This is a genomic window from Azospirillum humicireducens (genome assembly GCF_001639105.2).
In the GTDB taxonomy this organism is placed as follows: domain Bacteria; phylum Pseudomonadota; class Alphaproteobacteria; order Azospirillales; family Azospirillaceae; genus Azospirillum; species Azospirillum humicireducens.
Map to the genome: position 1 here is coordinate 423,646 of NZ_CP015285.1, position 21,177 is coordinate 444,822.

At 66.3% G+C, this 21,177-nt stretch carries 21 protein-coding genes; 13 read left to right on the top strand and 8 right to left on the bottom strand.

The features are described from left to right. The first annotated feature begins 87 nt into the window (after positions 1-87). Together secY and A6A40_RS01960 are read left to right on the top strand one after the other, a co-directional pair. Positions 88-1,428 (top strand): preprotein translocase subunit SecY, encoded by a 1,341-nt coding sequence (secY, locus tag A6A40_RS01955; protein ID WP_063633871.1) that lies wholly within the window; start codon positions 88-90, stop codon positions 1,426-1,428. Continuing rightward, on the top strand, positions 1,428-2,075 hold the full coding sequence (locus A6A40_RS01960; protein WP_063633872.1) for an adenylate kinase: 648 nt from the start codon (positions 1,428-1,430) through the stop codon (positions 2,073-2,075). Before secY ends, A6A40_RS01960 begins: the two co-directional genes overlap by 1 nt. A 92-nt stretch (positions 2,076-2,167) precedes the next feature. Here A6A40_RS01960 and A6A40_RS01965 read toward each other — a convergent pair whose 3' ends face one another. From A6A40_RS01965 to A6A40_RS01975, 3 genes are all read right to left on the bottom strand, one after another. Continuing rightward, entirely contained in the window at positions 2,168-2,947 is a 780-nt protein-coding gene (locus tag A6A40_RS01965) for a FadR/GntR family transcriptional regulator (protein WP_063633873.1), read from the bottom strand. A 158-nt stretch (positions 2,948-3,105) separates the two neighbouring features. Next, positions 3,106-4,023, bottom strand: a complete 918-nt coding sequence (locus tag A6A40_RS01970; protein ID WP_063633874.1) for a DMT family transporter — start codon at positions 4,021-4,023, stop codon at positions 3,106-3,108. A 115-nt stretch (positions 4,024-4,138) separates the two neighbouring features. Continuing rightward, positions 4,139-4,834 (bottom strand): MBT domain-containing protein, encoded by a 696-nt coding sequence (locus A6A40_RS01975; protein WP_063633875.1) that lies wholly within the window; start codon positions 4,832-4,834, stop codon positions 4,139-4,141. A 119-nt stretch (positions 4,835-4,953) separates the two neighbouring features. On the opposite strand from A6A40_RS01975, the gene A6A40_RS01980 reads away from it, so the two are divergent. The 6 genes from A6A40_RS01980 (at position 4,954) to queC (ending at position 12,261) form a co-directional block, all read left to right on the top strand. Then, positions 4,954-5,856 carry an N-formylglutamate amidohydrolase gene (locus A6A40_RS01980; RefSeq protein WP_063633876.1) on the top strand — a complete coding sequence of 301 codons (903 nt, stop codon included), beginning with the start codon at positions 4,954-4,956 and terminating at the stop codon, positions 5,854-5,856. Between the two features lie 19 nt (positions 5,857-5,875). Next, positions 5,876-7,027 (top strand): carboxylate-amine ligase, encoded by a 1,152-nt coding sequence (locus A6A40_RS01985; RefSeq protein ID WP_063636073.1) that lies wholly within the window; start codon positions 5,876-5,878, stop codon positions 7,025-7,027. A 178-nt stretch (positions 7,028-7,205) separates the two neighbouring features. Then, on the top strand, positions 7,206-8,531 hold the full coding sequence (locus A6A40_RS01990; protein ID WP_063633877.1) for an O-acetylhomoserine aminocarboxypropyltransferase: 1,326 nt from the start codon (positions 7,206-7,208) through the stop codon (positions 8,529-8,531). Positions 8,532-8,541: 10 nt separating this feature from the next. Continuing rightward, complete coding sequence (locus tag A6A40_RS01995) at positions 8,542-9,357, top strand: alpha/beta fold hydrolase (protein WP_063633878.1); 816 nt, start codon at positions 8,542-8,544, stop codon at positions 9,355-9,357. Between the two features lie 161 nt (positions 9,358-9,518). Further along, positions 9,519-11,420: a sensor histidine kinase gene (locus A6A40_RS02000; RefSeq protein WP_063633879.1), complete on the top strand. Its 1,902-nt coding sequence runs from the start codon at positions 9,519-9,521 to the stop codon at positions 11,418-11,420. A gap of 100 nt (positions 11,421-11,520) precedes the next feature. Further along, positions 11,521-12,261, top strand: coding sequence for a 7-cyano-7-deazaguanine synthase QueC (queC, locus tag A6A40_RS02005; protein ID WP_249039489.1), 741 nt, complete (start codon positions 11,521-11,523; stop codon positions 12,259-12,261). Between the two features lie 41 nt (positions 12,262-12,302). Here queC and A6A40_RS02010 read toward each other — a convergent pair whose 3' ends face one another. Further along, positions 12,303-13,313, bottom strand: coding sequence for a tripartite tricarboxylate transporter substrate binding protein (locus A6A40_RS02010; RefSeq protein ID WP_236783703.1), 1,011 nt, complete (start codon positions 13,311-13,313; stop codon positions 12,303-12,305). A gap of 351 nt (positions 13,314-13,664) precedes the next feature. On the opposite strand from A6A40_RS02010, the gene A6A40_RS02015 reads away from it, so the two are divergent. From A6A40_RS02015 to A6A40_RS02025, 3 genes are all read left to right on the top strand, one after another. Next, on the top strand, positions 13,665-14,141 hold the full coding sequence (locus tag A6A40_RS02015; RefSeq protein WP_063633881.1) for a tripartite tricarboxylate transporter TctB family protein: 477 nt from the start codon (positions 13,665-13,667) through the stop codon (positions 14,139-14,141). Further along, a complete protein-coding gene (locus tag A6A40_RS02020) occupies positions 14,138-15,640 on the top strand; it encodes a tripartite tricarboxylate transporter permease (RefSeq protein WP_108546621.1) in 1,503 nt (500 codons plus the stop codon). The genes A6A40_RS02015 and A6A40_RS02020 overlap by 4 nt, the downstream gene beginning before the upstream one ends. Positions 15,641-15,760: 120 nt before the next feature. After that, the gene (locus A6A40_RS02025) at positions 15,761-15,994 is read left to right on the top strand and encodes a hypothetical protein (protein ID WP_063633883.1); all 234 of its coding nucleotides are present in this window, start codon (positions 15,761-15,763) and stop codon (positions 15,992-15,994) included. Positions 15,995-16,003: 9 nt separating this feature from the next. Here A6A40_RS02025 and A6A40_RS02030 read toward each other — a convergent pair whose 3' ends face one another. Together A6A40_RS02030 and A6A40_RS02035 are read right to left on the bottom strand one after the other, a co-directional pair. Then, on the bottom strand, positions 16,004-16,354 hold the full coding sequence (locus tag A6A40_RS02030; protein ID WP_063633884.1) for a cupin domain-containing protein: 351 nt from the start codon (positions 16,352-16,354) through the stop codon (positions 16,004-16,006). Positions 16,355-16,366: 12 nt separating this feature from the next. Next, positions 16,367-17,092 carry an HAD family hydrolase gene (locus tag A6A40_RS02035; protein WP_063633885.1) on the bottom strand — a complete coding sequence of 242 codons (726 nt, stop codon included), beginning with the start codon at positions 17,090-17,092 and terminating at the stop codon, positions 16,367-16,369. Positions 17,093-17,405: 313 nt separating this feature from the next. Here A6A40_RS02035 and A6A40_RS02040 point away from each other — a divergent pair, with 313 nt between their 5' ends. Continuing rightward, positions 17,406-17,618, top strand: a complete 213-nt coding sequence (locus tag A6A40_RS02040) for a DUF1127 domain-containing protein (RefSeq protein WP_063633886.1) — start codon at positions 17,406-17,408, stop codon at positions 17,616-17,618. Positions 17,619-17,832: 214 nt separating this feature from the next. On the opposite strand, the gene A6A40_RS02045 is transcribed toward A6A40_RS02040, so the two are convergent. Next, positions 17,833-18,969: a type III PLP-dependent enzyme gene (locus A6A40_RS02045; RefSeq protein ID WP_063633887.1), complete on the bottom strand. Its 1,137-nt coding sequence runs from the start codon at positions 18,967-18,969 to the stop codon at positions 17,833-17,835. A gap of 439 nt (positions 18,970-19,408) precedes the next feature. Here A6A40_RS02045 and A6A40_RS02050 point away from each other — a divergent pair, with 439 nt between their 5' ends. After that, positions 19,409-19,963 carry an MgtC/SapB family protein gene (locus A6A40_RS02050; protein ID WP_063633888.1) on the top strand — a complete coding sequence of 185 codons (555 nt, stop codon included), beginning with the start codon at positions 19,409-19,411 and terminating at the stop codon, positions 19,961-19,963. Here the strand turns inward: A6A40_RS02050 and A6A40_RS02055 are convergent. Next, positions 19,929-21,131 (bottom strand): multidrug effflux MFS transporter, encoded by a 1,203-nt coding sequence (locus tag A6A40_RS02055; RefSeq protein WP_063633889.1) that lies wholly within the window; start codon positions 21,129-21,131, stop codon positions 19,929-19,931. The genes A6A40_RS02050 and A6A40_RS02055 overlap by 35 nt on opposite strands. Between the last annotated feature and the right edge of the window lie 46 nt (positions 21,132-21,177).

The window sequence follows — 21,177 nt, forward strand, 5'->3', positions numbered from 1 at the left end:
TGGGGCACTACAAAAAGCGAAGTCGCGAGGGGCGGCCTGCGTCATGCAGTGCCGCCCCGTTCGCGCTTACGGGACAGGGATTGGACCATGGCATCAGCGGCCGAGCAGCTTGCCGCCAACATCAATTTCGGGGCTTTCTCCAAGGCGACCGAGCTGAAAAAGCGGATTTGGTTCACCTTGGCGGCCCTGATCGTCTACCGGCTGGGCACCTACATCCCGCTGCCGGGCATCGACCCGACGATTCTCAGCGACGTCTTCAAGCAGCAGGGCGGCGGCATTCTCGGCATGTTCGACATGCTGGCCGGTGGCGCGCTGAGCCGCATGACCATCTTCGCGCTCAACATCATGCCGTACATCTCGGCGTCCATCATCGTGCAGTTGCTGACCGCCGTGTCGCCGCAGATGGAGGCCATGAAGAAGGAAGGCGAGGCCGGGCGCAAGAAGCTGAACCAGTACACCCGATTCGGTACGGTGGCGCTCGCCACCGTGCAGGCCTATGGCCTTGCGGTCGGTCTTGAAGCGATGCGCGGATCCAGCGGGGCGGCGGTCATCGATCCGGGGCTGTTCTTCCGTGTTGCCACGGTCATCACGCTGGTCGGCGGCACCATGTTCCTGATGTGGCTGGGCGAGCAGATCACCGCCCGTGGCATCGGCAACGGCATTTCGCTGATCATCTTCGCCGGCATCGTCGCGGAACTGCCGCGTGCGCTTGTCAACACGCTGGAACTTGGCCGCCAGGGCGCCCTGTCGACGCTGTTCATCATCCTGATGCTGGTGATGTCGGTCGGCGTGGTGTTCTTCATCGTCTTCATGGAGCGCGCCCAGCGCCGCCTGCTGGTGCAGTACCCGAAACGCCAGGTTGGCAACCGCGTGTTCGGCGGCGAAGCGTCGCACCTGCCGCTGAAGATGAACACGGCCGGTGTCATCCCGCCGATCTTCGCATCGTCTCTGCTGCTGCTGCCGCTCACCGCGGTCGGCTTTGCTGGCGGTGAGGGACCGGAGTGGCTGCAGGCGGTGTCCCGCTACCTCGCGCACGGTACGCCGCTCTACATGCTGCTGTACGCCTCGCTGATCGTCTTCTTCTGCTTTTTCTATACGGCCATCGTGTTCAATCCGGCCGAGACGGCCGAGAATTTGCGGAAATATGGCGGCTTCATCCCCGGCATCCGCCCCGGCAAGAACACGGCCGACCATATAGACTATGTGCTGACCCGGCTTACCGTGATCGGCTCCGCCTATCTTGTGGCGGTTTGTCTCCTCCCCGAAATCCTGATATCCCAGCACTCGGTTCCGTTTTATTTTGGCGGCACCAGCCTGCTGATCGTGGTCACCGTCACGATGGACACGGTCGCGCAGATTCATTCCCATCTGCTGGCTCACCAGTATGAGGGATTGATCAAGAAATCGAAGCTTCGGGGGAGAAAGTAATGAACCTCATACTGCTCGGTCCGCCGGGCGCCGGGAAGGGGACCCAGGCGCGCCGTCTGGAAGACACGCGTGGCTTGGTGCAGTTGTCCACGGGCGACATGCTCCGCGCCATGGTGGCGGAAGGCGGGCCGCTCGGGCAGCAGGCGAAGGAGATCATGGCCGCCGGCAAATTGATGCCGGACGATCTCATGGTCAGCATGATCGCCGAGCGCATTTCCAAGCCGGACGTCAAGAACGGCTTCATTCTCGACGGCTTCCCCCGCACCGTGGCCCAGGCCGAGGCGCTGGACAAGATGCTGGAAGAGAAGGGCCTGAAGCTCGACCATGTGATCGAGATGCGGGTCGTCGACGATGTCCTGGTGGAGCGCATCACCGGCCGCTACACCTGCGCCAAGTGCGGCAAGGGGTATCACGACAGCTTCGAGAAGCCTAAGGTCGAGGGTGTTTGCGACGCTTGCGGCAGCACCGAGTTCAAGCGGCGCGCCGACGACAATGCGGAAACGGTGACCACCCGTCTCACCCAGTACCATCAGCAGACTGCGCCGATCCTGCCCTATTACCAGGGCCGGGGTGTGTTGAAGGCAGTGGACGGGATGGCCGACATCGATGAGGTGACGAAGGAGATCGAGGCGATTCTCGCAAGCTGAGGGTCGCAACGGTTTCAATGACAAAGGCCGCAGTTTCCGTTGGGAGGCTGCGGCCTTTGTCGTTTTTGGTACTGGTCGGTCGAGCGGCGGTGTCAGTCCGCGGGAGAGCGCGGCGGGGGCGGGGCATCGGCCTGGACTCCCGGCCGGGAGGCAGGGTCTTCGGTCATGGTGCGGTAGCGGGCCAGGATCCAGCCGAGATGGGCGGTGACGGCATTGGCGGCGGCATCGGGATCGCGCCGGGCGATGGCTTGGTGGATGGCGCGGTGATGCTCGATCATCAGCGCCTCGTGGTTTTCCATGAAGGGCTCGGTGTGCTTCATCTCCACCATGTTGCCGAGGATGTCTCGGATGGTGGAGAGCAGGTGCAGATAGACCGGGCTGCCGGACGCCTGGGCGACGGCGACGTGGAAATCCATGTCGTCGGCTGCGCGTCCGCCATCGCGGTTGGTCTCGCTCATCGCTGCCAGGATGCGGCCGATGGTGTCGATCTGTTGCTGTGTCGCCCGCTCGGCCGCACGGCGCGCCGCCCAGCTTTCCAGCGCCATGCGGATTTCGACGAGGTCGCAGAGATTCTGGTGAGTGCTGCGGACCATGGCTGTCAGTGCACCGTCCATCACCCCGGCCGAGGAGACCACGCGGGTGCCGCCGCCCTGGACGGCGGTCAGGAATCCCTGGGTCTTCAGCTTCTGCAGCGCGGCACGCACCGAGACGCGGCTGACATGCAACTGCTCGGCAAGCTGGCGTTCGCCCGGCAGGCGCTCTCCCGGCACCAGCTCGCCGCGCGCGATGCGGTCGAGAAGCTGTTGAGCGACCCACTCTGAAATGCGCTGCGAGGAGGAGGGGACGTGAGCGCTGTCGTCGGTGCCCGGCACGGGAGGTTCCCCTTCGATCGGAAAGCGGTTTATCGGCAGTTGGTAATACCGGTAGCGGTCCCGGCGGGCCGGGTCAATGGTCGACAGAGTGCTTGCGGCGCCTTGCCCGCGGGATGAAAAAACATCACGGGTACTGGGGAGTTACGGTCGGAGGAATGTCAGCGGCTGCCGCGCCGGGCGAGCAGAATGCCCATCAGGATCACGGCGGCGCCCACGGCCTGCAGCGTCCCCAGCGGCTCGTCCAGCAGAATCCAGGCCAGGATTGCGGCTGCTGCCGGCTGCAGCAGCAGGCTGACGGACGAGAAGGAGGCAGGAAGATGGGCCAGGGCGTAGGCGATCAGGCTCTGTCCGCCAGCATGGCTGAACAGCGCAAGCCCGATCAGAACCAGCCAGCCGGCGGCGCTTCCTGGCAGCATCGCCTCGCCGCCATAAAGACCCAGCGGCAGAAGCACGGCCGCGGTGATGGCGCCGCTCCAGGTCATGATGGTGGCCGTGGAGAACTCGGCGCGCAGATGTCCGACCGACAGGATGTATCCGCCATAGAAAACTGCGGTCAGCAGACCCAGCGCGTCGCCGAACAGATGCTCGGGGCTCAGTTGAAAGCTCTGCCCCATCAGAACGATGGCTCCGCCCAGCGCGAGCAGCATGCCCAGGACGAAGCGGCCGGTGATGCGTTCCTTGAACAGGAACCAGGCGACAGGTGCGACGAACAGCGGCGCGAAGTTGGCCAGCAGTGTGGCGTTGGCGACGGAGGTGTATCGGATTGACGTGTGCCAGACCGCGAGGTCTCCGGCAAAGCAGAGGCCCGCCATGGACAGTCGGCCGTAATCGGCGAGGGAGGAAGGGCGCCGACTGCTTCGGCCGGTCCTCGTCCGCGACTCGCCGATCATCCACAGCGTCAGCACCGGGGTCGCCAGGGCCATCCGCCAGAAGCCGATTGCGACCGGCCCGACATCGGACAGGCGGACGAAGATGGGGGCGAAGGCGATGCCGAGCGCGCCCAGCAGCAAGGCGATCAGGGCGACGCGTTGCGTCCGGGAAGCATGGTCGATGGGGATGGCACTGGCGTCTGGCATAGAGGCGCTTATATCGGGCGCGGATTTGCCAAGCCAGCCGGACGCGCGTCATGGCTGCCGTGCGCGTCCGGGTTTCTCCTTTACGGTGTCCGGCCCAATGCGGAGCCCGAGGGCGTCAGCGTGGGCGGATGCGGCGCAGCGATACTGATTCGTCGTCTTCCGATCCGAAATCGTCATAGTGGATCGGGCAGCGGCCATCGTTGCGCGGCCGGTCCTTCACGGTTGCGGGATACCAGTCGCCCTGCCACTCGACCTCCACCCGCATGCCAGGCTGGCACAGCGACGCGCCGGCCGGATAGCCGCCCGCGGACGATGCAGGGGATTGAATTTGTGACTGGGCGGCGCCCTGCGGCATCGGGCTCAGCATCGGTGCCGCGGTCGGGGCCGGCTTGGGCTTTTCCTGGTCGCAGAATGCGGTGCAGACGGTCCGGGCGATCACCTGACCGCCGCAGCTGCCGCCGAAGCAGTCGCGATAGTCCGCCTCGCAGCGCGCTTCACAGCTGCTGTTGCCGCAGGAGTAGGAACGGTCGAAATCGCTGACCGACTTCTTGATCGGTTTCTTTTCCGCCTGCTGTCGGTTGACGTAGGCCTGATACTCGTAGAGCGCCCGCGACCGTGCCTCGTTCACGCATGCCTGCTGGTTCATGCCGCAGTTCTGGCGGCAGAAATTGCGGTTCTGCTGGCACTGGTTGACGCACAGCCGTCCTTCCGCCGAACTGGGCGGGATCAGGCTGTACTGGGTTTCATAGACGGGACCGCAAGCGCTGAGCAGCGCGAGCACGGCAAGGCAAAGTGTGAGCAGGCGAAGCATGCGGGATGTCTTCCGGGTGGGTTCGCGCGGAAAGGGAAATGGAGCGTAGCAGCTTGCCGCTCGGGCTACCACCTTCGGCCGCGCTTCCGCCCGACATGGCGGTTGCGTTAGTGTGGCGTATGGTTGACTCCATTCCTCAAGATTCTTCGCGCCAGCCCGGCCGATCCCAGGACGGGCCGCCCGAACACCGCCAGCCGGTCACCGCGCCTGCGCCCGCCCCGCGAATGGCCGCTCCGCTGCTGGATCCCGATGATCCTGCGCCGGCGACCACGCTCAACCCCGATGCGGCCGGACCGTTGCTGCTGGTGTGCGACCATGCGTCGCGCGCCATTCCCAGGGTGCTGGGCGATCTCGGCCTGCCGGAGGAACAGCTCTGCCGCCACATCGCCTACGACATCGGCGCGGCGGAGGTGACGCGGCGGCTGGCGGCAAGGTTCGGCGCAACGGCGGTGCTGTCCGGCTTCTCCCGGCTGGTGATCGACCCCAACCGGGCTTTGGAGGATCCGACCGCGATCCCGGTGGTCAGCGACGATGTGGTGATCCCCGGCAACCGTGCGTTGGACGCCGCCGAACAGGCCCGGCGGGTGGAGGCGCTTTTCCACCCCTACCATGCGGCGGTGGCGGCGGCGCTGTCGGTCATCCGCGCGCGCGGGGAGGTGCCGGTGATGGTGTCGGTCCACAGCTTCACTCCCGCCATGCGCGGCGTGGCGCGGCCCTGGCATATCGGCGTGCTGTGGGACAACGACCCGCGCCTGCCGGTGCCGCTGATCGAGTCGCTGAAGGCGGACGGGCGCTGGTGCGTCGGCGACAACCAGCCCTATTCCGGCCGCGGCACGCTGGGCGGCACGGTGGAGACCCACGCGACACCTGCCGGCTATCCCAACGTCCTGCTGGAGGTCCGGCAGGATCTGATCGCGACGCCGGAGGGTGCCGATCTGTGGGCGCAGGTGATCGGCGACGCGCTGGAACCTCTGCTGGCCCTGCCGTCGCTGGCGACCATCCACCATTATCCGCGGGCCTGAACACCAGATGGAAGCCGCCGTGACCGAACCGTCCTTCACCATGGGCCTGGAAGAAGAGTATCTGCTGGTGGACCGAGGCACGCGCGACATCGTGCAGAGTCCGCCGGACGAGATGCTGGAGGCCTGTCAGGAGCAGGCGCCCGGCCGCATCCACCCGGAATTCCTGCGCTGCCAGATCGAGGTCGGCACCCCGGTCTGCAAGACGCTGGCCGAGGCGCGGGCCGAGTTGGCAGCCCTGCGCGCCACCGTTGCCGGGGTGGCAGACCGTTACGGGCTGGCGCCGATCGCCGCCTCGACCCATCCCTTCGCTGCGTGGGAGCCGCAGAAGCACACCAACCGCGACCGCTACAACATGCTGGCGCGGGATTTGGGTGCACCGGCCCGGCGGCTGATGATCTGCGGCATGCATGTCCATATCGGGATCGAGGACGACGACCTGCGCATCGACCTGATGAATCAGGTCCGTTATTTCCTGCCCCATCTGCTGGCGCTGTCGACTTCCTCGCCCTTCTGGCGCGGGCGCGACATGGAGCGCCGGTCCTACCGGCTCAGCGTCTGGCACGAACTGCCGCGCACCGGCATGCCCGCCGGCTTCCAGAGTTATGGCGAGTATCAGAGCCATGTCGCGGTGCTGGTGAATGCAGGCGTGATCGAGGATGCCAGCAAGCTGTGGTGGGACATCCGCCCGTCCTCGCGCTTTCCCACGCTGGAGATGCGCATCACCGACATCTGCACCCGGCTGGACGATGCGGTCACGGTGGCGGCGCTGTACCGCTGCCTGCTGCGCATGCTGTGGCGGTTGAAGCTGCGCAACGTCACCTGGCGGCCCTACAAGAACCTGCTGATCGAGGAGAACCGTTGGCGCGCACAGCGCTACGGTCTGGACAGCGGGCTGGTCGATTTCGGCCAGGGCCGCATCGTGCCCTATGCCGACCTGCTGGACGAGATCATTGATCTGACCCGCGAGGACGCCCTGCATTTCGGCTGCACCGCCGAGGTCGAGCGGGCGCGCGAGATCGTTGCCCGTGGCACCAGCGCCCATCGGCAGATCGCGATCTTCCAGGAGGCGCTCGCTGGCGGCGCAAGTGAGGACGAGGCGCTGCGCCGGGTTGTGGACTGGCTGGTGGAGGAGACGATGGTGGGGGTGGCCGCCGAAGGGCCGACCGCTTGACCCCCGGCACCCCGGCTCTCCAACCAGCTTGACGCGCGCGTCATGTCTCCATACGCTTCCGCACATTCGATGCCGCTGGAATGCGGGTTGAACAGGGCTGGCAAATAATAAGCTGACAAGCAGAGAGGGCCGCTCAACCATTGGCGGCCCTCTTTCCAATCCGAGGGGAGGGAGGAGCATGGCCGGCGCCAAGTTCCTGAAGTTCGATACGCAGACTCTGCATGCGGGGCAGCGGCCCGATCCGGCGACCGGGGCGCGCGCGGTTCCGATCCACCTGACCTCCTCCTACGTCTTCAGCGACGTCGATCAGGCGGCGGCCCTGTTCAACCTGGAACGGCCAGGGCACATCTATTCACGCATCTCCAACCCCACCGTCGCGGTTCTGGAGGAACGGCTGGCGACGCTGGAGGGCGGGGTGGGCGCCGTCTGCACCGCCAGCGGTCAGGCCGCCATGACGCTGGCGATCATGACGCTGATGGGGGCGGGCGGGCATATCGTCGCCTCCTCCTCGATCTATGGCGGCAGCCGCAATCTGTTGGCCTACACGCTGCCGCGATTCGGCATCACCACGACCTTCGTTCATCCGCGCGACCTCGACGGCATCCGCGCGGCGATCCGGCCGGAGACCCGGCTGGTCTTCGGCGAGGTGCTGGGCAATCCGGGGCTCGAGGTGCTGGACGTGCCGAAGGTCGCGGCCATCGCGCACGAGGCCGGCATCCCGCTGATGATCGATTCGACCTTCACCACCCCCTATCTCTGCCGTCCGTTCGAGCATGGCGCCGATATCGTCATGCATTCCTGCACCAAGTGGCTGAGCGGGCACGGCACCGCCATCGGCGGCGTGGTGATCGACGGCGGTCGCTTCGATTGGGAGGCCTCGGGCAAATTCCCGACCCTGACCGAGCCCTATGCCGGCTATCACGGCATCGATTTCGCCGAGGAATATGGCCCGGCCGCCTTCATCGCCCGCGCCCGCGCCGAGGGACTGCGCGATTTCGGCGCCTGCATGAGCCCGATGAACGCCTTCCAGATCCTGCAGGGGGTGGAAACGCTGCCGTTGCGGATGAAGTGCCACATCCACAACGCCCGCAAGGTCGTCTGCTTCCTGGAAGGGGAGCTGAATGTCGAGAAGGGTGCCGTCGCCTGGGTTTCCTACCCGGAACTGGTGGACCATCCCGACCATGCGCTGGCTTCCCGGCTGCTGCCGCACGGCGCCGGCTCCATCATTTCCTTCGGCATCCGCGGCAGTGGGGCGGGCGGCAGCCGCGAGGCCGGGCGCCGCTTCATCGAGTCGCTGACCCTGTTCTCGCACCTCGCCAATGTCGGCGACGCCAAGTCTCTGGTCATCCATCCCGCCAGCACCACCCACGCCCAACTCGATGCGGAGGCGCTCGCCGCCGCCGGGGTGGGGGAGGACATGATCCGTCTGTCCATCGGGCTGGAGGACTGTGACGACCTGATCGACGACCTGAAGCAGGCGCTGCGCGCCGCCACCAAGGGCTGAGGGCCGCGCCATGCAGTTGACCGTCAACGGAACCCCCGTCTTCGTCCACACCGGCGGCCGGGAGGTCGATCCCGCGCGGCCGGCCGTCGTGCTGATCCACGGCGCCGGCATGGACCACAGCGTGTGGAGCCTGCAAAGCCGCTATCTCGCTCACCATGGCCGCTCGGTGCTGGCGGTCGATCTGCCGGGCCACGGCCGGTCCGGCGGGGAACCGCTGGGCAGCATCGCCGCCATCGCCGACTGGGTGATCGCCCTGCTGGACGCCGCCGGGCTGGAACGGGCGGTGCTGATCGGCCATTCGATGGGTGCGCTTGTGGCCCTGGACGCTGCCGCCCGTCATGGCGCGCGGGTGGAGGCGGTGGCGCTGCTGGGCGTGGCGGAGCGCATGCCGGTGCACCCGGACCTGCTGGCTGCCGCCCATGCCGGCGAACAGTCGGCCATTGAGATGGTGATCGGCTGGGGCCATGGGCCGCGCGGCCATGGCGGCGCCCAGGGCGGCAGTTGCCCGACCCCTGGCCTTGCGCTGATCCCCGGCGGTCGCCGGCTCATGGCATCGGTGCGGCCGGGCGTGCTGGGGGCCGATCTTGCGGCCTGCAATGAGTATGGGCAGGGGGCGGAGGCCGCCGCGTCGGTCGCCTGCCCCTCTCTGTTCCTGCTGGGCGCGCTGGACAAGATGACGCCGGCCAAGGCAGGACGCGCTCTGGCCGCCTGCGTCAAATCCTCGCAGGTCGTCGTCCTGCCGCAGACCGGGCATATGGTGATGACCGAGGCGCCCGATGCAGTGCTTGATTCGTTGACCTCTTTCCTGTCCTTGCGGCGGGGGTGACAGTTTCAGTGGTGAAATCGTCAGGGGCGGACCTGATTTTTTCTGACATCACCTGTTAACGGTTGACAGCCTACGCTGTCCGGCAAGGTCGGATTGCTGTGCCGAACCGAAAAGGGCGGCAATCCGGCCGGAACTCTTTTTGCCGGTTCGGAGGTGTCATCTTGCAGGCAGGCGAACGGTTGGTCGGCGTCCCGTGCCGCCTGTCGGACGGAGCGGTTGCGGTGCTGTCGACGGACGGTCGCATCCTCAGGGTCGGCCAAGCGGCGGCGGAGATGCTGGGGCACGCGCCACAGGCGCTCACCGGCACCATGCTGGACCTGCATGTTCATCCCGGGGATCTGCAGGAGGCGCAGCAGCGGCTTCGCATCCGGGCCGCCGCTCCGGCCGGAAGCAGCGGCCGCACCATCTTCCGGCTCCGCCATGCCGATGGCGGCTGGCGCTGGCTGGAGGTGACCGTCCGCAACGAACTGGACGAGCCGGAGATTGGCGGGCTGGTCCTGACCTTCCGCGACGTCAATGACGCCATCGCCCTGTCGGAGCGGCTGCGCGCCAGCGAGGCGCGCTATCGCACACTGGCGGAGGCGGCGCCGGTCGGCATCCTTCAGGCCGATGCAGCCGGTCAGGTGCTGTTCGCCAACGCCCGTCTTTCCGCCATCACCGGGGTGGAGCCCGACCGGCTGCTCGGCGACGGCTGGCTCCGTGCGGTCCATCCCGACGACCGGGCGCGGGTGGTGTCGGAATGGCGGACCGAGCCGGGCCGGGATCCGCAGTCCACCGATTTCCGCTTCCACGATCCGGAGGGGACGGGCGCCGACCGCCGGGTGATGTGCCAGCGCATCCTGATGGAGGATGGCGGCATCATCGCCACCATCACCGATGTCAGCGAATATCTGCACACCGCCAACGCCCTGCGCCTGTCGGAGGCGCGCACCGAAGCGATCCTCGATACGGTCGCCGAGGCCATCCTCACCGTGGATGAGGCCGGCATCCTGCTCGGCTTCAACCGTGCGGCAGAGGCGATGTTCGGTGTTCCGGCCGGTGAGCTGCTGTGGCGCCCGCTCGACCGGCTGATCCCGCTGGCCCATCTGCGGGAGGAGGACGGCATCCGGCTGGACTTCGAGCCCGGCCAGACAACCGCCCTGGTTGCCCGCGATCGTGCCGCCGAAGCGGAACGTGCCGATGGCACACGATTCCCAGTCGAATTGTCGGTCAGCGCCAGCGAGGTGGAGGGGCGGCGGATCTATACAGCCATCCTGCGCGATGTGACCGAACGGCGCCGGGCGGAAGCCGAACTGCTGGCGGCCAAGGATGCGGCCGAGGCGGCTGACCGCGCCAAATCGACCTTCATCGCCGCCATGAGTCATGAACTGCGCACCCCGCTGAACGCAGTGATCGGCTTTTCCCAGCTGCTGGAGGTGCGGACGGAGGCGGAGCCGGCGAGCGGTCGGGGGCAACAGCGCGATTGCATCGCCGCCATCAGGCAGGCCGGCGAGCAGCTGCTGGCCATCATCGACGATATCCTCGACATGGCGCGGGTCGAGGCCGGCGGACTGTCACTGGCCGAGGAGCCGGTCGACCTGTCGGCGCTCGCCGCCCAGGCCGTGGCCAACCTGGAGTTCCAGGCCAGCCACCGGAGCGTGACGGTCGAGGTGGTCGCCGACGGCGATCTGCCGCCGATACGGGGCGATGCGCGGCGCCTGCGCCAAGCGCTGGACAACCTGCTGTCCAACGCCATCAAGTTCAGCCATCCCCACGGCGTTGTGACGCTGACCATGGCGCCCGCCACCGATGGCTGGGTGGAACTGGCGGTGCGTGACCGTGGCATCGGCATGCGGGCGGACGACATCGCGACCGCCCTGACGCCCTTCGCGCAGGTCGATCAGAGCGCCACCCGCCGATACGAGGGGATCGGCCTCGGCCTGCCGCTTGCGCTGCGTCTGGTGGAGGCGCATGGCGGCACCCTGACGCTGGAGGGCAAGCCCGATCAGGGCTGTACCGCAACCGTCCGGCTGCCGCCTGCGCGCGTCATGACCGTCGAGGACATGCTGGCCACGATGATGTGATCGCCGAGACACCCGGTCTGGCCCGACCGGCCGGGATGTGCCAAAAGCTGTCGCCATCCTTGCCCGCAATGGCGGGCGGCTTTGCAGAGGTGGGTGTGCGATGGCGGAACCGGACAAGACGATGGGCGTTCCGAAGCAAGCCGTGGTGCTGGTCAGCGGCGGTCTCGATTCGACGACGGTGCTCGCCATCGCCAAAGCGGAGGGCTATCGCGTCAACGCCCTCAGCTTCCGCTACGGCCAGCGCCATTCGGTGGAGCTGGAGGCGGCGCGCCGAGTGGTCGCGGCGATGGGGGTGGAGCGGCATGTGATCGCCGACATCGATCTGCGCGCCTTCGGCGGTTCTGCGCTCACCGACAGCATCGACGTCCCCAAGCATGACAGCGCCGCAGAGCTGGAGGCCGGACTGGAGCAGGGCATTCCCGTCACCTATGTGCCGGCGCGCAACACCGTCTTCCTGTCCTTCGCGCTGGCCTGGGCGGAAACGCTGGGGGCGTCCGACCTGTTCATCGGTGTCAACGCTCTGGATTATTCCGGCTATCCCGACTGCCGTCCGGACTATATCGCGGCCTTCGAAACCCTGGCCAATCTGGCCACCAAGGCCGGTGTGGAGGGGACGAGCCGGTTCAAGATCCACGCGCCGCTGATGACGCTGGACAAGGCCGCGATCGTCCGCCGCGGGCTGGAGCTTGGGGTGGATTACGGCCTCACCCACTCCTGCTACGATCCGACGCCGGAAGGGCTGTCCTGTGGAGCCTGCGACAGCTGCCTGTTGCGGCTGAAGGGCTTTGCCGAAGCCGGACTGAGTGACCCAATCCGTTACGATTCCGGAATGATATCGTAACGGAAACGATCATTCCGTATATGCTCATTATTTCTTGAGCATCATTTCCAAGGCATTTCGGTCCACAGGGTGCGGAACTCGCCGTCCAGCTGCTTCAGTTCGGCGGCGAAGGCGTCGGGGCCGACGATGCGCAAGGGCTGAAAGGTCTCGCGTGCCTTGGCCTGGAACTCCGGGTCCATCGCGGCCTTGGTGATTGCCTCGGTCAGCGTGCTGCGGATGTCGGGCGGCAAGCCCTTCGGGGCGCCGATGCCGCGCATGGACACCATGTCGATGGCATAGCCCTGTTCGCGGAAGGTCGGCAACTCCGGCGCCATGTCCCACCGCGTCCGGCTCATCACCCCCAGCATGCGCACGGGATCGCCGGCGGCGATCCCACGCAGCCCTTCGCCCAGGTTCTGGTCGCAGATCTTGGTGTGGGAACCCAACATCGCACGGTAATTCTCGGCGCTGCCGGCGAACGGCACATGGGTCATCCTCACCCTGGCCTGCCGTTCGAGGAGAAGCATGGCGAGATGGTCGTCGGAACCGATGCCGGTCGAGCCGACGGTAAGCGCGCCAGGATTGCCCTTCGCGAATTCAACCACGTCGGCGACCGACCGGAACGGGCTGTCGGCACGAACGGTCATCACGCCCGGATCGTCGACGATGTTCACCAGCGGGTCCAGCCGCTCCAGCGCATAGCGCGCCTGCCGTTCGATCGGGATGGTGATCAGGTTGGGCGTGTTGATGAAGCCGATCGTATAGCCATCCGCTGGGGCGTCGGCGATGGCGGCGAAGCCGATCTCGCCGCCGGCCCCCGGCCGGTTCAGGATGACGATGCGCCCGCCGCCGAGATGGCGCTCGATGTAGGGTGCCAGCATCCGCGCCGTCACGTCGGTGGAGCCCCCGGCGCCATAGGCGACGATCATGGTGATCGGCTTTTCGGGATAGGCGGCCTGCACCGCTGCGGGAGAACCCGCAAGCCACAGCATCAGGGCCGCGAACGCCGCAATCAGGAAGGACACGGCGCGGCCGCCGGCCATGCGCGGGGGGAGGGGCGCTGCAGTCATCATTCTTTGTCCGATCCTTCGGGTTCCGTTCACGGCCGGGCCGGAGTTGCCCGCTCTTGATGCGTGTATGATGAAAGTAGGAATGTACCATAGCGGGTAATATGACACAAATCTTATGAAAAATATCTTGAACTTTCCGGTGATGTTCTCTCCATGACGGCGATGTCCGGTGAGAAGGCGCTCGACGATGGGGTGTCAACCGGTAATAATACAACTGGCGGAGATGGTGCCGGCAGCTGGATCGACAGTTCCGGGTGATTTTCTCGGCGCTGCATGCTGCATTGCCCGATGAGGCGGATGTGGCGCCTGGGCCTTCCGCCATCGCATGGCTGAGAAAGCGGACACATCCATCCAATGACACACACCCTGAGATCGCCCCGGCCGGCCGCCCCCCGGCTGAGATCGCCCCAGGATCTCGCGGCCGGACTGCTGCTCAGTGCCATCGCCCTCGGCGGGCTCTGGCTGGCGCGCGGCTGGGAGGCGGGATCGCTGGCCATGATGCAGGCCGGTTTCTTCCCGCGCCTGGTCTGCTATCTCCTGCTGGCGGCGGGACTGGCGTCCCTGCTGCGCGGATTGACGGCGGAAGGGCCGGCGACGCTGGCCTGGGCATGGAGGCCGTCGGTTGCCATCACCGTCGCCGTGATCGCCTTCGCGGCTCTGCTCGACAGGCTGGGTCTGGTGCTCGCCATCCTGGCGCTGATCGGCATCGGCGGATTGGCCGGACGGCCGCTGCGCCCCGGCCCCTTCACCGCATTGTGGGCCACGCTGGCCACGAGCTGCGTCGCCATCTTTTCCTGGGGGCTGGGCCTGCCGCTCCAGATCTGGCCATGATGGACGTCCTTGCCAATCTCTGGCTCGGGCTGGGTGTGTCGGTCGAGCCGATGAACCTGGTCTATTGCTTCCTCGGCGCCCTGATCGGCACGCTGATCGGCGTCCTGCCAGGACTGGGGCCGACGGCGACGGTGGCGCTGCTGCTGCCGATCACCTTCTACCTGCCACCGGTGGGGGCGCTGATCATGCTGGCCGGCATCTTCTATGGCGCCCAGTATGGCGGATCGACCACGGCCATCCTGGTGAAGCTGCCGGGCGAATCCTCCTCCGTCATGACATGTCTGGATGGCAACGCCATGGCGCGGCAGGGGCGCGGCGGCGTGGCCTTGGCGACGGCGGCGCTGGCCTCGCTGTTCGCGGGCTGCGTCACCACCCTGGTCATCGCGCTGGCCGGTCCGCCGCTGGCCGGAATGGCGTTGGCCTTCGGCCCTTCGGAATATGTGGCGCTGATGCTGGTCGGCCTGATCGGTGCGGTGACCCTCGCCCATGGCTCGGTGGTGAAGGCGGTGGCGATGATCCTGGTCGGGCTTCTGCTGTCGATGGTCGGCACCGACGTCAACTCCGGCCAGATGCGCTTCACCTTCGACATTCCGCAGCTGTATGACGGGCTGGACTTCGTGCCGCTGGCGATGGGGTTGTTCGGCCTCGCCGACATCATCATCAACCTGGAGGAGACGGAGGGGCGGGGCATCGAGCCCTCGCCGGTCCACCGGCTGTGGCCGAGCTGGCAGGACTTCAAGGACGCCTTCCCGGCCACCGTGCGCGGCACGGCGCTGGGCGCCTTCCTGGGCATCCTGCCGGGGGGTGGGGCGACGCTCAGCGCCTTCTCCTCCTATGCGCTGGAAAAGAAGGTGGCGCGCGACCCCTCTGCCTTCGGCAAGGGTGCCATCCAGGGCGTCGCCGGGCCGGAGGCTGCGAACAATGCCGGCGCCCAGGCAAGCTTCATCCCGATGCTGAGCCTTGGCATCCCGTCCAACGCGGTGATGGCGCTGATGATCGGCGCCATGATGATCCATGGCATCACGCCGGGGCCGCAGATCATGACCAAGCAGCCGGACCTGTTCTGGGGCATGATCGCCAGCATGCTGGTCGGCAACGTCATGCTGGTGGTGCTGAACCTGCCGCTGATCGGTCTGTGGGTGCGGCTTCTGCGCGTGCCCTATGCCTATCTGTTCCCGGCGATCCTGGTCTTCTGCTGCATCGGCACCTACAGCCTGAAGAACGACGTGTTCGATGTGCTGCTGATGGCCGGCTTCGGCGTGTTCGGCTATGTGCTGAAGAAGCTGGATTGCGAGCCGGCGCCGCTGCTGCTCGGCTTCGTCCTCGGTCCCCTGCTGGAGGAGAATCTGAGCCGCGCCATGCTGCTGTCGCAGGGCGATCCGACTGTCTTCGTCACCCGCCCGATCAGTGCCGGTCTGATAGCCGTGGCCGCCGGACTGCTGGCCCTCATCCTGCTGCCGGCCTTCCGCCGCCAGCGCGAGGCGGCATTCAAGGACTAGGCGCCGGGCTGCCCGCAACCGAATCCCGTGGCATCACGCCACAGGATTCGGTTCTTGCCGAACAAGATAAAATTTTATATAAATACACATATACTTGTTCGGGATGATGGGAGCAGCATCATGGCCGCCAATGCTTGGTTCGGACGTCGGCTGACCGGTGGAGCCATGCGAGCGGCGCTCCGCGAGCATCGCCGCGCAAACGCCCGCAAGCGTGCGCTGACCCGTGACGTCGCCCGACTGATGCTGGTTGCCTCCGTCCTCGTGCTGGGCGTGCTGGCGGTGGAGATCGGGCGCAAGGCCGTCACCATCATCAGCCATGGAGCCACCCAGAACTCTGTCGAACTCACCGGCTGAGCGGACCCTTCAGGGCAGGACAACCACGTAACGCTTGGTCGTGGTCGCGACCACCGTCCAGCTGCCTTGGAAACCCGGTTCGATGACGAAACGGTCGCCAGCCGTGAGTGTCCAGGAGCGGCCATCCTCATGGGCGACGACGCTCTCGCCCTCCAGAATCTCGCAATACTCCCACTCCTCATAGACGATGCGCCAGGAACCCGGAGTCGAGCGCCAAGTGCCGGCGAACCGCTTGCCGTCGGCCGATTCGTAATCATTCCATGTGGTGAAGACCGGGGTTCCGGAGAGGATGCGGTCGGCGGCCGGGGCGCCGGTTTCGGGGGCGATGCCGGCCAGGTCGGGCAGGGGAAGCAGGGTCATCGATCAGGTTCCTCACCAGGCCGACAGCAGTGCGGGCAGGTCGCGCACCGAGTCCAGCCGCCGGTAATGGTCGTCGGGCACCTCGGCCTCTTCATGGGCCCAGGTGATGGCATAGGGAATATGAACGGCGTGGGCGCCGGTCGCCAGCACCGGCAGGATGTCCGACCGGACCGAGTTGCCGACCATCAGGAAGCGCTCCGGCTCGATGCCGTGGCGGTTCATCACCCGCCGGTAGGTCGACGGATCCTTCTCGCTGACGATCTCCACCGCGTGGAACAGGTCCGACAGACCGGAGCGGGCAATTTTGCTTTCCTGGTCGAACAGGTCGCCCTTGGTGATCAGGACCAGCCGGTAACGCGAAGACAGCGCCTCCACGACCTCCGCCACGCCGGGCAGCAACTCCACCGGATGGTCCAGCATCGCCTTGCCGAAATCGATCAGGCTTTGCAGGTCGCGGGCGGCGACGTTGCCGTCAGTGACCGCGATCGCCGTCTCGATCATCGACAGCACGAAGCCTTTGATGCCGTAACCATAGACCCGGAGATTGGCCCGTTCCGCCTCAAGCAGCCGTCGGTCGAGATCGGTCGGGTCGGCGGCATGGGCCAGCAGGGCCCGGAAGCGGTCCTGCGTCATCGAGAATAGCGATTCGTTGTGCCACAGCGTGTCGTCTCCATCGAAGCCGATGGTCTCGAAGGTCTGCGTTCCGGGTGCGCCGCCGGGTCTGTGTATGCCGTTCATTGGAGTATCCGCAGGTCCGCTCGATTCATCAGTAAGCAGAACAATACATGACCCAAGTCAGGTTGCCTTGTCCAGGGCATGAAGCCGCAGACACCTTCTATTGTTCGACGGGCAAACGGTAAGTATCCGCAATGACGATTTTGCCACAGATCCGTGACATTCAATGGCGAGTTCTTCGCTGCCTGCAAAGCGGGCATGTTGCCGCCGGGGGTGGCAACATGGCTCAAAGAAGCATAATTATATTTCCACACAAGGAGGACGTGATCGCCGACCGGCGGACCCTCCAAAACAAGACATCTCAGGAATCTCCGTCATGGCAACCCTTCTGCATTCGGCCGAGACCGGCCACACCACCTCCACCTTCTCCCATATCGTCGAAATGGCCTCGAACCTGCTGGGCCTGTGGCGCCAGCGCGTTGTGACCCGTCGTGAGCTGGGCTATCTGGACGACCGTATGCTCCAGGACATCGGCTTCAGCCGCCTGGACGCCGAGCGCGAGATGTCCAAGCCGTTCTGGCGCGAATGAGCGCTTGTACGCCGGCTGGCGAACGCACTGAAAAAGGCCGCTTCCGTTGATCGGAAGCGGCCTTTTTCTTTGTCCGACGCGCCAGCTGCCCAATGAGTGGGCTGCTTAAAAAATAGCCGGTGAAAAATGAAAGGCCCGCCGCCGGATTGAACCGGCAGACGGGCCTTTTCTTGCACCAACCGGGAAAAGGGCAGGGCACCGCCCCGCCGCCTCCTCAGATGCAGTAATGCTGCAGCGGTGCGAAGCCGTTGAAGCAGACGGCCGAGTAGGTCGTGGTGTACGCACCGGTGGCATGGATGCGCACGCGGTCGCCGGCCTTCAGACCCATCGGCATCTTGTAGTCGGCACGCTCATACAGCACGTCGGCGCTGTCACAGGTCGGGCCGGCCAGGATCACCGCCTCACGGTCGTCGTCCGGCTCGTCGCCCAGCACCTCGATCGGGTATTGGATTGCTTCGTCCATCGTCTCGGCCAGACCGCCGAACTTGCCGATGTCCAGATAGACCCAGCGCTTGGTGTCCTCGGCCGACTTGCGCGAGACCAGGACCACTTCGCTCTCGATGATGCCGGCACTGCCGACCATGCCGCGGCCCGGCTCCACGATGGTTTCCGGCAGATGGTTGCCGAAATGGGTGCGCAGCGAGTCGAAGATCGCCTGGCCGTAGGCGGTGCATTCCGGCACGTCGGTGCGGTAGCGGGTGGGGAAGCCGCCGCCCAGGTTGATCATGCCCAGATCGACGCCCAGCACCTCAAGCTCGCGGAACAGCTGCGCCACCTGGAAGATGGCGTGGTCCCACTGCATCAGGTCCTTCTGCTGCGAGCCGACATGGAACGACACGCCATAGGGCTGCACGTTCATGTCGCGGGCCTTCAGCAGCAGCTCGCGCGCCATCGTCAGGTCGCAGCCGAACTTGCGCGACAGCGGCCATTCGGCGCCCTCGCCCGAGGTCAGGATGCGGCAGAAAACGCGGGCGCCGGGGGCGGCGCGCTCGATCTTCTCCAGTTCCGGCTCGCTGTCGAAGGCGAACAGGCGCACGCCCAGCTCGAAGGCGCGGCGGATGTCGCCTTCCTTCTTGATGGTGTTGCCGAAGGAGATGCGGTCCGGGGTGGCGCCGGCCGCCAGCGCCATCTGGATTTCCGGGACCGAGGCGCAGTCGAAGGCCGAGCCGAGACGGGCCAGCAGGCTGAGGATTTCCGCGGCCGGGTTCGCCTTCACCGCATAGAAGATGCGGGCGTCGGGCAGGGCGTCGTGCAGATCGTTGTAGTTCTGCTCGACCACGTCCAGATCGATGACGAGGCAAGGGGTCTGCGGGCGCTGCTCTTCGAAAAAGCGCGCAATCTTCTGGGTCATCGAGGTCTCCTGGGACGCAAGATGATGGAACGGAACGGGTGAAGTCGGGGGGAACGGAGCGGCCGGGCGGGCCGATCAGCAAGTTAAAAAGCTGATCAGGCGCTCAGGCCGCCAATACTGGATTGCCCCGTACAGAACCCTGTTCTGTCCGTATGGTCCAGGAGCGGCAGATTTCGGAGACGGGTGAGCACGCGCCCACCCACAACAACATCAACCATCGTAACCTCCAAGTCGCCGCCTTGTTTAAGGGACGGTCGGGGATCACGCGTTACGTCGTTGCATAACCACATCTCGGAGACGCCGAGGGGCGGGCCAGCGGCACGTGCGCTTGCGAGTTCGCGTTACATAGATCCAACGCGATCGATTGCAAAGTGAAAAATGCCCTGTGCCCCAAAAAAGTGGCAGACCGTTTGAGGGGGCAAAAAACCGGAGTGATTTCATGGGCTTGACGATGGTTCTGACGGTGGGGGAGATCGGATTGCGGCTGCTGGCTGCAGCCTTTTGCGGTGCGTTGCTTGGGCTTGACCGCGAGATGCGCGGCAAGGCGGCCGGCTTGCGCACGCATACGCTGATTTCCATCAGCTGCGCCCTGACGACTCTGGTGGCGCTGGAGCTCTATGCCGGGCTGCACGCCGGCGGCGACGAGCGGCCGAGCGACCCGGTGCGAGTCATCCAGGGGGTGGCCCAGGCGGTCGGTTTCATCAGCGCCGGCGTGATGTTCCGCTCCGGCGACAGCGTGCGCGGGGCGACCACTGCCGCGGTGATCTGGGTGGCGGGCGGGCTGGGCATCGCCTGCGGTGCCGGATACTACCTGCTGGCGGGAATGGCTCTGGCCCTGTGCCTGATGGTGACGATCCTGTTCACCGTCCTGATGGACCGCTTCCCGCAGTTCGGCAAGGAGGACGAGGAGGACGGCCGCAAGGCGCAGCAGCGCCGCCGCACCGTCCGCCGGGGCCGGATCAGGCGGATCGCCCGCCCTGCGCCGCCGGGATGACCAGCAGCCGGTGCGCCAGCAGTGCGCCCATCCCCACCAGCCCGATGGCTCCCATCATCGGCAGGGCGCTGCCGTCGTTCATATGGCCGACGACGATGCCGATGATCGCGGCGATGGTCATCTGCGCGAAACCCAGGAGCGAGGAGGCGAGCCCCGCCATGGAGGCATAGGGGCCGACCGCGTTGGCGGTGGCGTTGGGCAGGGTCAGCCCGGCACCGAGAATGAACAGGAAGACCGGAAGCAGGATGGTCAGCAGATGGACCACGCCGGCCAGCGCCAGCAGACCGCCCAGGGCTCCGCCGCCGAGCGACAGCAGCGTGCCGATGCGGATCATCCGGCCGCCGCCCAGCCGCGGTGTCAGCCGGCCCGCCAGGAAGGTGCCCAGCATATAGCCCAGCACCACCGCGCCGAAGCTGGCGCCATACTGCGCCGGGGTCAGGTGCAGCCGGTCGATCAGCACGAAGGACGAGCCCGAGATGAAGGAGAAGATGCCGCTGTAGGAGAAGGCGACCACCAGCATATAGCCGACGAAACCGCGGTTGCGCAGCAGAAGCAGGGAATTGGCGGCGAGCCGGCCCGGCCGCAGCGCCTCTTCGTCGCGGTGGGCGTTGGTCTCGCCCAGCATGGACCACACCGCCGCCAGGATGCCGCAGGCGAAAACGGTGAGCAGGACGAAGTTGGCGCGCCAGCCGAACCATTCCGTCAGCATGCCGCCCAACATCGGCCCAACCGCCGGGGCAAGCGCCATCGCCATCGACATGTAGGCCAGCACCGTCGCCGCCCGGTCGCGGCCGAAGACATCGCGCACCACCGCCCTCGCCACCACCGGCCCGCAGCAGGCCCCCAGTGCCTGGAAGAAACGGGCGGCGATCAGCCCCTCGATGCTGGTGGCCATGGCGCAGACGGCGCTGGCCGCCAGATAGACCGCCACCCCGACCAGCAGGGTGGGGCGCCGGCCGAACCGGTCGGACATCGGGCCGTAGACCAGCTGCGACACCGCGAAGCCGACCAGGAAGATCGACAGGGTCATCTGCACCGTGACGACATCTGTGTCGAAAATCCGGACCAGCGCCGGCAGCGCCGGCAGATACAGGTCGGTGGACAGCGGACCGAAGGCGACCAGGGCGGTCAGCAGCACGCGGATCGGCAGGGAGTCTGGACGGGGCATGGCAGGGGAGGGTACCGCGGCGGAAAGCGAGGATGGGGCCGCACTG

Coding starts and splice junctions, on each gene's coding strand:
- secY (WP_063633871.1), top strand. CDS start 88: ATGGCATCAGCGGCCGAGCAGCTTGCCGCCAACATCAATTTCGGGGCT.
- A6A40_RS01960 (WP_063633872.1), top strand. CDS start 1,428: ATGAACCTCATACTGCTCGGTCCGCCGGGCGCCGGGAAGGGGACCCAG.
- A6A40_RS01970 (WP_063633874.1), bottom strand. CDS start 4,023: ATGCCAGACGCCAGTGCCATCCCCATCGACCATGCTTCCCGGACGCAA.
- A6A40_RS01975 (WP_063633875.1), bottom strand. CDS start 4,834: ATGCTTCGCCTGCTCACACTTTGCCTTGCCGTGCTCGCGCTGCTCAGC.
- A6A40_RS01980 (WP_063633876.1), top strand. CDS start 4,954: ATGGTTGACTCCATTCCTCAAGATTCTTCGCGCCAGCCCGGCCGATCC.
- A6A40_RS01990 (WP_063633877.1), top strand. CDS start 7,206: ATGGCCGGCGCCAAGTTCCTGAAGTTCGATACGCAGACTCTGCATGCG.
- A6A40_RS01995 (WP_063633878.1), top strand. CDS start 8,542: ATGCAGTTGACCGTCAACGGAACCCCCGTCTTCGTCCACACCGGCGGC.
- queC (WP_249039489.1), top strand. CDS start 11,521: ATGGCGGAACCGGACAAGACGATGGGCGTTCCGAAGCAAGCCGTGGTG.
- A6A40_RS02010 (WP_236783703.1), bottom strand. CDS start 13,313: ATGATGACTGCAGCGCCCCTCCCCCCGCGCATGGCCGGCGGCCGCGCC.
- A6A40_RS02015 (WP_063633881.1), top strand. CDS start 13,665: ATGACACACACCCTGAGATCGCCCCGGCCGGCCGCCCCCCGGCTGAGA.
- A6A40_RS02020 (WP_108546621.1), top strand. CDS start 14,138: ATGATGGACGTCCTTGCCAATCTCTGGCTCGGGCTGGGTGTGTCGGTC.
- A6A40_RS02025 (WP_063633883.1), top strand. CDS start 15,761: ATGGCCGCCAATGCTTGGTTCGGACGTCGGCTGACCGGTGGAGCCATG.
- A6A40_RS02030 (WP_063633884.1), bottom strand. CDS start 16,354: ATGACCCTGCTTCCCCTGCCCGACCTGGCCGGCATCGCCCCCGAAACC.
- A6A40_RS02035 (WP_063633885.1), bottom strand. CDS start 17,092: ATGAACGGCATACACAGACCCGGCGGCGCACCCGGAACGCAGACCTTC.
- A6A40_RS02040 (WP_063633886.1), top strand. CDS start 17,406: ATGGCAACCCTTCTGCATTCGGCCGAGACCGGCCACACCACCTCCACC.
- A6A40_RS02045 (WP_063633887.1), bottom strand. CDS start 18,969: ATGACCCAGAAGATTGCGCGCTTTTTCGAAGAGCAGCGCCCGCAGACC.
- A6A40_RS02050 (WP_063633888.1), top strand. CDS start 19,409: ATGGGCTTGACGATGGTTCTGACGGTGGGGGAGATCGGATTGCGGCTG.
- A6A40_RS02055 (WP_063633889.1), bottom strand. CDS start 21,131: ATGCCCCGTCCAGACTCCCTGCCGATCCGCGTGCTGCTGACCGCCCTG.